The 13,199-nt window shown below is 72.1% G+C and carries 11 protein-coding genes; 9 read left to right on the forward strand and 2 right to left on the reverse strand.

Annotated features, from left to right (window positions below; all coding sequences use genetic code 11):
• The first annotated feature begins 216 nt into the window (after positions 1–216).
• Positions 217–2,160: a WD40 repeat domain-containing protein gene (locus BJ999_RS39360; protein WP_179837923.1), complete on the forward strand. Its 1,944-nt coding sequence runs from the start codon at positions 217–219 to the stop codon at positions 2,158–2,160.
• Here BJ999_RS39360 and BJ999_RS39365 read toward each other — a convergent pair.
• Positions 2,150–4,159 carry a PQQ-binding-like beta-propeller repeat protein gene (locus BJ999_RS39365; protein WP_179837924.1) on the reverse strand — a complete coding sequence of 670 codons (2,010 nt, stop codon included), beginning with the start codon at positions 4,157–4,159 and terminating at the stop codon, positions 2,150–2,152. The two genes, BJ999_RS39360 and BJ999_RS39365, sit on opposite strands and share 11 nt — an antisense overlap.
• A gap of 134 nt (positions 4,160–4,293) precedes the next feature.
• Between BJ999_RS39365 and BJ999_RS39370 the strand changes: the two genes are divergently transcribed.
• From BJ999_RS39370 to BJ999_RS39405, 8 genes are all read left to right on the forward strand, one after another.
• Positions 4,294–5,061 carry an amidohydrolase family protein gene (locus tag BJ999_RS39370; protein ID WP_179837925.1) on the forward strand — a complete coding sequence of 256 codons (768 nt, stop codon included), beginning with the start codon at positions 4,294–4,296 and terminating at the stop codon, positions 5,059–5,061.
• Positions 5,058–5,819 (forward strand): amidohydrolase family protein, encoded by a 762-nt coding sequence (locus BJ999_RS39375; protein ID WP_179837926.1) that lies wholly within the window; start codon positions 5,058–5,060, stop codon positions 5,817–5,819. The genes BJ999_RS39370 and BJ999_RS39375 overlap by 4 nt, the downstream gene beginning before the upstream one ends.
• 575 nt (positions 5,820–6,394) lie before the next feature.
• Positions 6,395–7,651 (forward strand): ABC transporter substrate-binding protein, encoded by a 1,257-nt coding sequence (locus BJ999_RS39380; RefSeq protein WP_179837927.1) that lies wholly within the window; start codon positions 6,395–6,397, stop codon positions 7,649–7,651.
• A 70-nt stretch (positions 7,652–7,721) separates the two neighbouring features.
• A complete protein-coding gene (locus BJ999_RS39385) occupies positions 7,722–8,687 on the forward strand; it encodes a carbohydrate ABC transporter permease (protein WP_229810021.1) in 966 nt (321 codons plus the stop codon).
• Between the two features lie 5 nt (positions 8,688–8,692).
• The gene (locus BJ999_RS39390) at positions 8,693–9,523 is read left to right on the forward strand and encodes a carbohydrate ABC transporter permease (protein ID WP_179837928.1); all 831 of its coding nucleotides are present in this window, start codon (positions 8,693–8,695) and stop codon (positions 9,521–9,523) included.
• A gap of 7 nt (positions 9,524–9,530) precedes the next feature.
• Entirely contained in the window at positions 9,531–10,226 is a 696-nt protein-coding gene (locus tag BJ999_RS43890; RefSeq protein ID WP_179837929.1) for an amidohydrolase family protein, read from the forward strand.
• Complete coding sequence (locus tag BJ999_RS39400) at positions 10,223–10,999, forward strand: amidohydrolase family protein (protein ID WP_179837930.1); 777 nt, start codon at positions 10,223–10,225, stop codon at positions 10,997–10,999. The genes BJ999_RS43890 and BJ999_RS39400 overlap by 4 nt, the downstream gene beginning before the upstream one ends.
• Entirely contained in the window at positions 10,996–12,171 is a 1,176-nt protein-coding gene (locus BJ999_RS39405) for a DegT/DnrJ/EryC1/StrS family aminotransferase (protein ID WP_179837931.1), read from the forward strand. Before BJ999_RS39400 ends, BJ999_RS39405 begins: the two co-directional genes overlap by 4 nt.
• On the opposite strand, the gene BJ999_RS39410 is transcribed toward BJ999_RS39405, so the two are convergent.
• Positions 12,153–13,124: an LLM class flavin-dependent oxidoreductase gene (locus BJ999_RS39410; RefSeq protein WP_179837932.1), complete on the reverse strand. Its 972-nt coding sequence runs from the start codon at positions 13,122–13,124 to the stop codon at positions 12,153–12,155. The two genes, BJ999_RS39405 and BJ999_RS39410, sit on opposite strands and share 19 nt — an antisense overlap.
• Positions 13,125–13,199: the final 75 nt, after the last annotated feature.

Consider the following 13,199-nt stretch of genomic DNA (forward strand, 5'->3'; position numbering starts at 1 on the left):
CGTGATCATAGTGGGCCTCCGCTATCGGCCGCGGGCCAGTCAAGCGCCCCTCTTCCCACACCTGGCATCCCGGCGTCCCGGGAGGGCCTGGGACGGGCGATGCGAGTGATCGATTTAGGGGCCTCGCGGCGTTCTCGCGAATTTGGGTCCTGACCGAAAGGTCGGTGGACGCTAGTGTGAAGGACGGCTTCCGGTCCTGACCGAAAGGGTTCTCTCGTGATCCAGCGTCGCCAGTTCCTCCAGACGGCCGCGGCGGCCGCCGTCGCAGGCGGTACGCCCCTCCTGTCCCCCGGGCTCGCAAGTGCCTCGGACCGCTCCCCGCACGAGATGGAGGGCACGGTCACCGATCTCGGGCCGGCCAGCGTCACCACCCCGCTCGGCAACGGCGAGTTCGTGAACGGGGTGCTCCACGCGGGCACCCGCGGACTGTCCCCCAACGTCGTCGGCGCGTACGACCTGGCAAAGGACGCCGTCACCGCCCACGTCGACATCCCGACCGGCATCGGCGTCTGGGCGATGTGCAAGGTCGGCACCGACGTCTACGTGGGGACGCACAGCCAGTCCGACCTCTACCGCCTGGACACCCTGACCGGCTCGGCGGCCAAGGTGGGCGCGTACCCCTATCACTTCATCTGGAACCTCGCCGCCTCTCCCGACGGCAAGGTCTTCCTGGCCATCTCCGAGCCGGGCCGCGTGGTGGAGTACGACCCGGCGAGCGGTGAGAGCCGCGACCTCGGCGTCACGGTCGAGGGCGAGGCGTACGTGCGCAGCATCGCCGCCGACGAGACCACGATCTACGCGGGCGTCGGCGCGCGCGCCCACCTCGTGACGATCGACCGCGCCACCGGCGCCAAGCGCGACATCCTCCCGGCCGCGCTCGCGGGACGCGACTTCGTGGCCAGCCTGGACGTCTCCGGCACGCACCTCGCGGGCGGCATCTCGTCCAACGGCGAGGTCCTGGTGATGTCCAAGAGCGACCCCGCCGACCACCGCATCCTCACCACGTCCGAGAAGTACGTCCCGTCCGTGCTCCTCCACGACGGCTTCGTCTACTTCACCGGGCGCCCCTCGGGCACGCTCTACCGCTGCGCGCTCGACGGCGGCGAGGTGGAGGCGCTCGGCATCGCGCAACCGGAGGCCGCCACGCACCGGCTGCTCGCGCACGAGGGGAAGGTGTACGGGGTGCAGGACGGCGCGGTCCTGGTGTTCGACCCGGCCACCAAGGCGCTCGACTACGTCAACCTCGTCCAGCGCGGGTTCAGGGCCGCGCCGGAGCAGCCGATGTCGGTGCATTCCGACGGCAGGCGCGTCTACGTGGGCGGCAAGGGCGGGGCCGACATCCACGACCTCGCCACCAGGACCCGGACGCGGCTCGGCATCCCCGGGGAGCCCAAGACCGCGCTGACCGTGCGCGACCGCACCTACCTCGGTGTCTACACCCAGGGGCTGCTCTACTCGCATCGCCCGGGCGAGGCCGAGGCGACCCTGCTCGCCAGGACGGGCAACCAGCAGGACCGGCCGCGCGACCTGGCCTACGACCCGGCGACGGGCCTGATCGCGATGACGACGCAGCCGGAGCCGGGGCACGTCAACGGGGCGCTGTCGCTCTACTCGCCGCGCACCGGACGGTTCGAGACCCACCGGCCGGTGGTCGAACGGCAGAGCCTCTACGCGGTGACGTGCCGGCGGGGCGTCGCCTATATCGGCACCAACGTCCAGGAGGGGCTCGGCCTGCCGCCCGTGACGACGACCGCCCGGCTCGCCGCGTACGACCTGCGTCGCCGCAGGCTGCTCTGGCAGGTGGAGCCGGTGCCCGGGGCGAAGGTCGTCCCCGGTATCGCGCACACCGGGCGGGCCGTCTACGGCGTCACCGACACCGGGGTGCTCTTCGAGTTCGACCTGCGCCGCCGGAAGGTGACCCGCACGGTGAAGGTCGGCGTGCGCGGTTCCGACCTGCACATCGTGGGCCGCAGCGCGTACACGACGGACGGCCAGGCCGTCTACAAGATCGACCTGGCCGCCCTCACCGTCCGGACCATCGCCGGCGGACTGGCGGGCGAGTGGTTCGGCGGCGAGCCCAAGCTCGCCCTCGATCCCTCGCGCCGCGCGCTCTACGGGGTGAAGGGTCGCGATCTGGTCCGCATCGCGATCACCGGCTGACCCCGGCCGGGACGGTCAGCGCGGGGCACCGAGGATCGAGCCTGATCCGGGCCAGGTCGCGGCCGACCAGGGCCCAGGCGTCCCAGGAGCCGGGCTCGAAGGCCAGCTGCGGGTTGGTGTACCACTCGTCGCCGAGGCCGGTCGCGACGAGCTTGGCCTCGGTGCCCAGGACGTGCACATTGCCCCCGCCGAAGTAGGTCGAGGCGAACACTCGCCCGCGATGCACTTCGATCTCGCCGTACCCGGGCAGCGGACCCTGGTGCGTGATCGTCCGGGTGGCGAGGTCCATCGCGAACCAGCTCGCGGTGCGCTTGTAGACTCCGTACAGCACGCCGTCGTGCACCTTGACGTCCTGGAACGTCCGGTAGCCCGGCACGGGGTCGACCTGCCAGAGGACCTCGCGGGTGCGCAGGTCGAACGCGGCGACCGACGCGGACGTCCTGGTGGGCGGCGCGCCTCCCCCGCCGAGCACGTCGCCGCCCAGGTAGACGACGCCCCTGGCGGAGTCGAGCGAGAGGCTCATCAGGCTCTGGTCGGGGATGACGTCCACGTACACCTGCTTGTCGCCGGTGTCGGGATCGACCACCGACAGCGCGCCCTTGAGGTTGGCGCCGAGCGGCGCCGTCGCGACGAGCAGCTTGTCGGTGCGGGGGTCGTACTCCAGGTCCCACGGGCGCTGCTGCCCCTGCCCGAGGTAGCCGAGGCTCCGGATCCGGCCGGTGCGCGGGTCCAGCTCGATGATCTGACCGCTCGGGTAGATCGCGGCGTACACCTTGCCGCCGCGCCGGACCATCGCCTTCGGCTCGCCCGGAACCCACAGCCGCCGCTGCCCGCCCGTGCGCAGGTCCCGTACGGTCACCGAGTAGTGCCCGCCGACGTAGAGCGCCCGGCGGCCCGGTTCGAGCAGGATCGACTGGGGCCGTTCCGAGCCGGTCGTCAGGCCGGCCTCGATGAGGTCGGTGTAGGTGACGGCCTTCGTGGTGAGGTCCATCGACCACATGCCGCCGCTGCCGGCGAAGCCGGTGAGCCGGTCGCCGTCCGGGACCAGCCTGCGCGTCTCCTCGCCGAGCCGCGGCGTGCCGAGCTCGGTCGGCGCGGTGTCGCCGGTGCGGTAGCGGTAGATGGTGCCGTTGGGCCGGGACGCCAGGTAGGCCGTGCCGTCGGCGCCGAAGGCGATGGTGTCGAGGGTGACGCCGCCGAGGTCCACCGAGCGCAGGTCGGTGCCGTCCTTGCGCACGTCGAGGAGCGTCGTGCCGCTCGCGGCGAGCACGCGGCCGCCGTGCTCGGCCACCGCGCCGATCCCGGTGGTGCCCTGCGCCAGCTCGCGCACGGAGCCGTCCGACCGTCGGATCGCGACCAGCCTGCCCTTGTCGAGCAGCCCCGCGTAGACGTTGTCGGCGTCCGCCGCGACCGCCCGTACGTAACGTTCGCCTGCGGCGAGCACGCCGAAGTCGCGTACGGCGCCGGTCGCGGGCACGTACTCCCAGACCTTGCCGTCGGGGTAGGTGCCCGCGTAGATCGTCCCGTCGGGTGCGGTGGTCAGGCTCCAGACGAAACCGCCGTTGCGGCCGAACGAGCGCAGGTGCTTCACCTCGCCCGTCGCCGGGTCGAAGCTGTAGAGGTCGGGCACCGGGTAGGTGCCGATGTAGATCTTGCCGCCGGACACAGTGGTGGCCCAGGCCCCCTCGGCCTCCCCGGCGGCGGGCGCGTCGGGCAGCCGGAACTCGCGGACCACCTTCCTGGTGGCGAGGTCGATCTCGGCGAGCAGCGGCGGCTTCAGGCCCCGGGTGACGACGTAGGCCTTGCCGTCGAGCACCGTCGCCCCGACGATCGCGCCGGTCAGGGACGCGGGGCCGAACGTCGTGTAGCCCGGCGCCGAGCAGGACGCCGGCGAGGCGGCCGCCGCGTGGGCCGGGTGGACCGGTTGGATCACGGTTGCGGCCAGGAGGGCAGAGACGATCACGGCCCGGGCCTGGTGGCGGGAACGGCGTGAGGACATGCCGTACCTCCTCTGTAGACTTATGGCCTGGACCGTAATCAGAGGTTGCGGTGCTCGTCAACGGCTTCTCGCCCTTGCTGCCAAGCCGACCCCCCGCTTAGGGTCTTGACCGATATCGGAAAGAGAGTGGTTCGATGACGGCATTCTCGGCGGAACGTCTGATCGGGGAGCTCACGGTCACGCTCGATCTCGACGTCCTCGTCGGCGCCCATCCGGATCGGGCCGGCCCGTCCGGGACCCCCGAGGCGGTCCTCGGCGCGCTCGCCGCGCACCGCGTCACGGGCGCGGCGGTGGCGAGCCTGCGCGCCGCGCTGTTCGACATGGCCTCGGGCAACGACGACGTCCTCGCCCTGGCCGCCGAGCGTCCCGAGGTGGTGCCGGTCGGCGCCGTCGACCTGCGCGACCCGATCGGCGCCGCGGCGGAGATCGACCGGCTGGCCGCCGCGTCGGTGCGGGCGGTCCGGCTGTTCCCGGACGAGCAGAACGTGGAGGCCGGCTTCCCGTCCGTCCGGCATGTCGCCAAGCGCGCCGCCGGACACGGGCTCGTCCTGCTCACGGGCGGCGACGTGCGGCGATTCTGGCGGCCGCTCGGAGGTCTCGGCGCCACCGTCGTCTTCCTCGACACGCACTTCTACCACCTGGGCGACTTCCTGGTGGCGGCGGCCGACGAGCCCGGGTTCCACACCTCCACCCGCCTCCTCAACTCCCCCGACGCGCTGGAGACCGTGGCCGCTCACCTGGGCGCGGACCGGCTGGTGTTCGGCTCGCGCACGCCGCACACCGAGACGACCGTGCCGCTGCTGCGCCTGGCCACCGGCGGGCTCGCCCCCGCCGACGTCGCCGCCGTCGCGGGCGGGACCGCCCGCCGCCTCCTCGGACTCGACCCCGGAGCCGCCTCGTGATCATCGACGTGCACGCCCACTGGGGCCCGTGGTTCTTCACCATGGACGTGACCGGCCTGAGCCTGCGGACCATGGACCGCTACGGCATCGACCTCGCGATCGTGTCGGCGACCGAGGCCGTCATCTACGACGCGCCGAGCGGCAACCGCGCGCTGGCGGAGGTCCTCGAGACGACCGAACGGCTCTACGGGTACGTGACGGTCAACCCGCGGCGGCTCGCCGACGCCGAGAAGGACCTCGACGCCTACCTGCCCACCGGGCGGTTCGTCGGCGCCAAGATCCACACCGACTACACCGGGTCGCCGGTGACCTCGCCGCAGATGCGCGACGCCCTCGCCCTGCTCGGCTCGCTCGGCTGCCCGGCGCTCGTGCACACGTGGGGGACGTCGGTGCTCGACCTCGCCGCGCTCTGCGCGCAGACCCCGGGCCTGAAGGTGATCGCCGGCCACATGGGCGCGGACGGGTACCGGCATGCGATCGAGGCGGCGAACGGCTGCGACCGGGTCTACCTCGAACCGTGCTGGTCGCAGGCCCCGGCGGGGCGGTTCGCCGAGGTGGCCGCGGCCGTCGATCCCCGGCAGCTGCTCTTCGGCACCGACTCGACGCTCATCGATCCGGCCTCGGCGTTCGGCGCGGTCGCGGCCGCCGGCCTGTCGGACGAGGTGGCCGAACGGGTCGCCTGGCGCAACGCCGCCGACCTGTTCGGCCTGCCCGCACCGGACCTGCGGAACACGCAGATCGGCTCGCGGGCCGTGTAGGGATCGAGGTTCGGGCGCCCGGCGAGCCGGGTGCGAAAGGAACCCGCCGCGCCGCACGGGATGGACCGCGCACCCAGAGATGGTCGCGTTACCTCGCCGCACGCAGCGCTTTGCGGCGAGCTGTCGGAGGTCACTCCCGCGCCGGGTGAGCCGTGGTCGGCTCGGGCGGCAGCGGCCCTGACCGAAAGCTGTGGGGCCTCGCCGGCGTGCGTCTTTACGCCCTCGATCCGCGCGCCGGAAGACGCGTCCGGCGCCTGGCGCTCGGCGCCGGACGGCACCGGAGGCGACGTCGCCGCCGCCCGCACGGTCTTGTCCGCGCGCCTGGACGGCAGCAAGATCTACAAGCTCGCCCCCGGTCACGTCGCGAACCGATGCTCCAGGTGGATCACCCGCACCGGCGGCTCGGGGTGCGCGACGGCGGACCACCGGACTCCGGTGACGGCGCGGAGATGTTCCGGATCGCTCTCAGGCATTGACACCCGAAATCCAGCACGGTTACTTTCGGCCTAGACCGTTATTGCCCTCGCTCCGCCCCCTGCCCCCCGCGTCACCTCGAACTAAGGGGTCCCGTCCCGATGAAGATCCGTGGCAGCCGCCTCACGGCGTCGCTCACCCTACTCACGCTGGCCACCGGGCTCACCGCCGCCTGCAACGGCTCCGGAGGCTCCGACAAGTCGCTGACCCTCTGGATGTATCCGGTGATCACCGACGTCCAGGCGAACAACGCGTACTGGAAGAAGATCGAGACGGACTTCGAGGCCGCCAACTCCGGCACCGACCTCAAGATCGAGCTCCAGCCGTGGGACGGGCGCGACACCAAGGTCGCCACCGCCCTGTCCGGCGGCAAGGGCCCCGACGTCGTCCTGCTCGGCCCCGACCAGGTCCCCCAGTACGTCGCCAACGGCACGCTCAAGCCGGTCGACGACGCCGTGGCCGCCACCAAGGGCGCCTTCCTGCCCAACGCGCTCAGCTCGCTCAGCGTGGACGGCAAGCTCTACGCCGTCCCCATCTACCACACCGTGACCAGCATGATCTTCAACAAGAAGCTGCTGGCGGAGGCGGGCATCACCACGCCGCCGCAGACCTGGGACGAGATCAAGGCGGCCGCGCCCAAGCTCAAGGCCAAGGGCTTCGCCACGCTCGACTACTCGGCGTCCCCCGAGGCCTCGCTCAACATGAACTTCTATCCGCTGCTGTGGCAGGCGGGTGGCAGCGTCTTCACCCCGGACGGCAAGAAGGCGGCCTTCAACAGCCCCGAGGGGCTGGAGGCGCTCACGTTCCTCACCGACCTCTACAAGCAGGGCGCGGTGCCGAAGAGCGCGCTCACCAACAAGAACGTCGTCGCCGACCAGGCGCTCGGCAAGCAGCAGGTCGCCGCCGGGCTGATGAACGTGCCGGCCGACGCCGAGATCGCCGCGAAGACCTGGGGTCAGGACAACGTCGTCGTCGGCCTGCCGCTGCAGGGCAAGAAGCGCGTCGGCTTCGGCATCCCCGGCGGCCTGGCCGTCAACGCCAGATCCAAGCACACCGCGGCGGCCGAGAAGTTCCTCAAGTTCATGATCGACCCCAAGCAGATCACCAGCCTCGGCACCGCCTCGGGCTTCGTGTCCCCGCGCACCGACGTGAAGGTCCCGGCGCCCAACCCCCGCGCGGCCAAGTTCGCCGAGGCCCTGCAGTACACCTACCCGGGGGACGCCAACCCGGCCGCCCGCCAGGTCATGGCGCTGCTGCGCACCGAGATCCAGGCCGCGCTCACCGGCAAGAAGACGCCGAAGCAGGCCCTGGAGGACGCCGCGAAGCAGTCGGACGACCTGCTGGCGAGGCAGCGTTAGCCGACCGCGGATGAACGCGAACGAACGGCCGGGTCCGGGCGGCCCCGGCCACGGATCCGAGGAGGCGTCTGTGCCCACGTCCAGCACGGCTCCCGTCACCTCTCCACCCGGCGACACCGCCGAGAGGGGCCGGGCGGCGAGCGGCACGTCACCGCCCGGCGGCGGCGGGCGGGCCCGCCGCCGCCGGCAGGCCCGGGTGGGTCTGCTCTTCGCGGCCCCGATGCTCCTGCTGTTCGTGGTGTTCAGGTTCGGGCCGGTGCTCGGGGCGGTCTTCCTGTCGCTGACCGACTACCGGCTGAGCGGCGAGTGGACGTTCGTCGGGCTCGAGAACTACACCCGGCTCGGCGGCGACGAGCTGTTCCGCGAGAGCCTCACGGTCACGCTGCTGTACGTGGTGATCTTCGTGCCGCTGACCGTGCTCATGTCGCTGGCCACCGCGGCGATGCTGCACCAGGTGGTCTGGCGGCGCGGGCTGTTCCGGGGGATCTTCTTCCTGCCGTACGTGACGAGCATCGTGCTCGCCGCCGTGATCTGGAAGTGGATCTACGACGCCGAGGACGGGCTCGTCAACGGGCTGCTCGGGCTCGCCTCGATCGGCCCGGTCGACTTCCTCGGCCGCGGCGAGCTGGTGCTCCCCTCGATCGCGCTCACCTCGGCGTGGAAGGGCTTCGGCTACTCGATGCTGATCCTGCTCGCCGGGCTCCAGGCGATCCCGCGGTCCTTCACCGAGGCGGCCATGATCGACGGCGCCGGGCCGTGGCAGCGGTTCCGGCACGTCACGCTGCCGCTGCTGCGGCCGGTGCTGTTCTTCGTGCTGGTGATCGAGACCATCACCGCGTTCCAGGTCTTCGACGCGATGTACGTGATGACCGGCGGCGGGCCGGTGCGATCCAGCTACTCGCTCGTCTACCTGCTCTACGACTCGGGCTTCAAGTTCTTCGACTTCGGCTACGCGAGTGCGATCGGGCTGGTGATCTTCATCTTCGTGCTGGGCGTCTCGCTCGTCCAGCGCCGGTTCCTCGGAAAGGAGGACTGACCGCCATGGCGGCTTCCCGCACCGCGGCGCGCACCGGGCGGCTCACGCTGCCGGTGCTGCTGGTGCTCACCGCGATCGTCACCATCACCCCGTTCGCGGCCATGGTGCTCGTCGCGTTCGCCCCCGAGAGCGGGCAGACCTTCCCGGACGCGCTGCTGCCGGACAAGATCACGTTGGCGAACTTCGAGCACGTGCTGTCCAGCTCCGACGTCCCGCGCTGGACGCTCAACTCGCTGATCTTCTCGTTCGTGTCGGTCGTGCTGATCCTGCTGTTCGCGTCCATGGCGGGCTACGCGTTCGCCAAGAAGCGCTTCCCGGGCCGTGACGCGCTCTTCTGGGCGCTGCTCGCCACGCTGATGGTGCCGTTCCAGGCCACGCTCATCCCGTCCTACATCCTGGTCTCGCGGCTGAACGGCGTGGACACCTACTGGGGCATGATCGTGCCGACGCTGGCCAACGTGCAGGCGATCTTCCTGATGCGGCAGTTCATCGTGCAGCTCCCGGACGAGCTCTTCGAGGCCGCCGAGATGGACGGCGCCTCGGAATGGCGGATCTTCACCACGATCGTGCTGCCGCTCGTGCGGCCCGCGCTCGCCACCCTGGGGGTCTTCGTCTTCCTCTGGCACTGGAACGACTTCCTGTGGCCGCTGGTCATCGGGCAGTCCGGTGAGATGCAGACGCTCACCGTCGGGCTGGCGACGCTGCAGAGCGAGAACGTGCCGATCAACCAGATCATGGCGGGCGCGACCATCACGGTGGTGCCGAGCCTCCTGGTCTTCGGCCTGCTCCAGCGCTACCTCACCGACAGCATCGCGATGACGGGTCTCAAGGGCTGACCGGCCCGTGATCATCGACATCGACCGGGTGCTCGGCCCGATCCCCGGTGACGACGTGGCGAGCGCGGACGAGCGGGGCCTGGTCGCCGAACTCGACCGGCACCGCATCGACCTGGCCTGCGTCGTGCATTCCCACGCGCTCTTCTACGACCCGACCGCCCGTCCGCCGCGGACGGTGTCCGACCGGCTCGTGCGGGTGCCCGTCCTGGTGCCGGGACCGCTCGGCACCGGTGGCACCGCGGCGCGGCTGGTGCGGCTCTGCCCGGCCGAGCACCGATTCGCGCTCACCGGTCCGCACGGGTCGGCGCTGGCCGGTGACCTGGCCGACCAGGGCACGGCGGTGCTGCTGGGCTGGCGGTCGGCGACGTTCGACGAGATCCACCGGCTCGCGACGCGGCACCCCCGGCTGCGCCTCATCCTCACCGACACCGGGTACCGGAGCCTGCGCGAGCTGGCCGACCTGATGGACGCCCACCCTCGGATCGGCGTCGGCACCGCGACGCTGAACGGTCACCAGAGCGTCGAGTGGCTGGCCCGCCGTCACGGTGCGCACCGCGTGTGGTTCGGCACGAGCGCGCCGGTCGGCGACGACGCCGGGCCGCGCTTCCAGCTGGACCATCTCGACCTCCCCGACACCGACATCGCGCTGATCGCCGGCGGCAACGCGCGTGCCCTGCTCAAGCTCGATCAGGACGGCCGATGAGCGGCCCGGACGCCTGGCGCGGCAAGGTCATCGACGCCCACGGCCACCTCGGCGGCTGGTTCAACTTCGCCATCGCCGACACCTCGACCGAGAGCCTGGTCGCGGTGATGGACCGCTGCGGCGTGGCCACGATGTGCGTCTCGCACCTGCTGGGCGTCGGCCCGGACGCACGCGCGGGCAACGCCCTCCTGCTCGCGGAACTGGCCCGGTGGCCCGGCCGGTTCCTCGGTTACGCCGTGTACGATCCGCACGACCCGGAGGCCCCCGGCCGGCTGCGCGACCTCCTCGGCGAGCCCGGCGTGATCGGTGTGAAGCTGCACCCGGACACGCACGAGCACCGGCTCGACGGCCCCGGTTACGAGCCCGCGTTCGCCCTCGCCGCCGCGTCCGGCGCGATCGTGCTGTCCCACGGCGAGTACGGCTCGCCCTGGTCCGACCCGGCGCGCTTCGCGACCGTCGCCGGACGCCATCCGGCCGTCCCGCTGCTGATGGGCCACGCCGGGCTGTGGCCTTCCGGCTTCGCCGCCGCGGCGGACGTCGCGGAACGCCGGCCCAACGTGGTGCTGGAGATCTGCGGCTCGCGGATGACCGCCCGGCATCTGGCACGGCTGGTGTCGGCCGTCGGCGCGGACCGCATGGTGTTCGGCTCGGACGCGCTCTTCCTCGACCTGCGCGTCGGCCTCGGCCGCGTGGTGCTGGCACCGCTCGACCCGGCCGACCGCGACCTGCTCCTCTTCGGCACGATGACCCGGCTTCTGGAAGGAGCACGATGAGGCTGGCCCTCGACGGCGGCACCCCCGTCCACACCTCCGGCTGGCCCGCCTGGCCACCGCCCGCCACTCCCGAGCAGCGCGCGCTGCTGCTGGAGGTGCTGGACGGCGGCGCGTGGGGCGCGACGGCCGGGACCAGGGTCGCCGAGTTCGCGACGGCGTTCGCCGCCTCCGTGGGCGCGGAGCACGGCGTCTGCGTGGTGAACGGCACGGTCGGGCTCTTCCTGGCGCTGCGCGCCCTCGGCGTCGGCCCGGGCGACGAGGTGATCGTGCCCGCCTACACGTTCGTGGCCAGCGCGACCTCGGTGGTGCTCGCGGGCGCCCGGCCCGTGCTCGCCGATGTCACCCCGGACACGCTGCACCTGGATCCGGCGGCGGTGGAACGCGCGATCACACCGCGCACCAGAGCGATCATGCCCGTGCACCTGGCCGGTGCCCCCGCCGACACCGAGGGCCTCCAGGCGTTCGGGATCCCGCTCGTGGAGGACGCCGCGCAGGCGCACGGCGCCGCGCGGCACGGCCGTCCGGCCGGATCGCTCGGCGCCGTGGCCTGCTTCAGCTTCCAGTCGAGCAAGGCGATGACCGCCGGGGAGGGCGGCATCGTCGTGACCTGCGCCCGGGAGGTCTACGAGCGGCTCTGGTCGCTGCACAACGTCGGGCGGCGGCTCGGCGGCGGCTGGTACGAGCATCCCGAGATCGGCTGGAACCTGCGCATGACCGAGTTCCAGGCGGCCGTGCTCACTCCCCAGCTCTCGCTGCTCGACGGCCAGGTGGCCGCCCGCGAACGCGCCGCCGCGTACCTGGCCGGGGAACTGGCGGCGGTCGGCGGGCTGAGCCTGCTGCCGGGACCGGAGGGAACGACGCGGCACGGCAGGCACCTCGGCGTCGTGCGCTACGTGCCGGCGGAGTTCGGCGGGCGGTCCAAGGCCGACTTCGTCGCGGCGATGGCGGCCGAGGGGGTCCCGCTGGACGCCGGCTACCGCTCCCTGTCCCGCGAGGCCGCCCTCCGCCCGTACGTGGGCGAGGCGTCCTGCCCGGTGGCCGAGACCGCCGAGGACTCGGTCGTCTGGATCCGGCAGAACCTCCTCATGGCGGACGAGGACGCGCTCGCCGACATCGTGTCCGCGGCGGCCAAGGTCAGGCACGAGTTTCGGGCTCAGCCGGAAATGATGTGACCGAAAGCCTCGATGGTGCGGAGGGCGTCCGCCTGCGGCATCCCGGGCGGCTGGACGCGCAGCACGACCCCGTCGGCGCCCATCGCCGCGTAGTGCGCCAGCCTTTCCTCGCACTGGCCGGGCGAGCCGATCACGCTCCGGGCGGCGATCTCGTCCCAGCCCTGCGCGTAGCGGCCCGCGTCCGAGGATGTGCGCTTCCAGCCCGTGTACGCGTCGTACAGGTCGCGCAACGGCGCCTCCAGCGCCTCGCGCGCCCCCTGCGACGTCGGCGCGCAGTAGCCCTCTCGGCAGACGATGACCTCGGCGCCCAGCGTGCCGGGGCCCCGCTCGTACGCGCGGTACTCCTCGATCTTCCCGGGGAGGTCGGCGTCGACTTCGTTGAACGAGGTGGTCCAGCCGTCGCACATGCGCGCCGTCCGTTCCAGCACCGCCGGGACCCGGCCGCCGTTCCAGAGCCTCGGGCGCGGCGCCTGGACGGGGCGCGGGGCCAGGAACGCCTCTTCGACCTGCGTGAACCTCCCCTCGAACGTCACCTTGTCCGCCGTCCACAGCCGGGTGAGGAGCTCCAGGCACTCCTCGAACCGGGCGACCCGCTCCCGCTGGGGCACCCCGAAGAGGGCGAACTCCTCGGGCCGGTAGCCGAGCACGAACCCGGCCGTCAGCCGGCCGCCCGACAGCACGTCGATGTGCGCGAGCGTCTGGGCCAGCGCGACCGGGTTGTAGAACGGCGCGACGATCCCGGCGGTGGCCAGCCCGATGCGTTCGGTGTGCGCCGCGATCCAGGTCAGCGAGGTGAGGATCTCGTGGTAGCCGGGCCGGTGCAGGTGGCGTTCGCCCAGCACGACCCACGCGAAGCCGGCCTGTTCGGCGAGCCGTGCCTGCTCGACGGCGTCGTCCAGGGACGGGCGGTCCGCCGCGTCGCCGTACAGGTTCAGATACAGGCCGAGGCGCATGGGGCCGCCCTCCAGTCGTCGGTGGCATTGACATCAGCCAAGCACGCTACTTACGGTCTAGACCGTAAATCATTT

Source organism: Actinomadura citrea (assembly GCF_013409045.1).
Taxonomy (GTDB): domain Bacteria; phylum Actinomycetota; class Actinomycetes; order Streptosporangiales; family Streptosporangiaceae; genus Spirillospora; species Spirillospora citrea.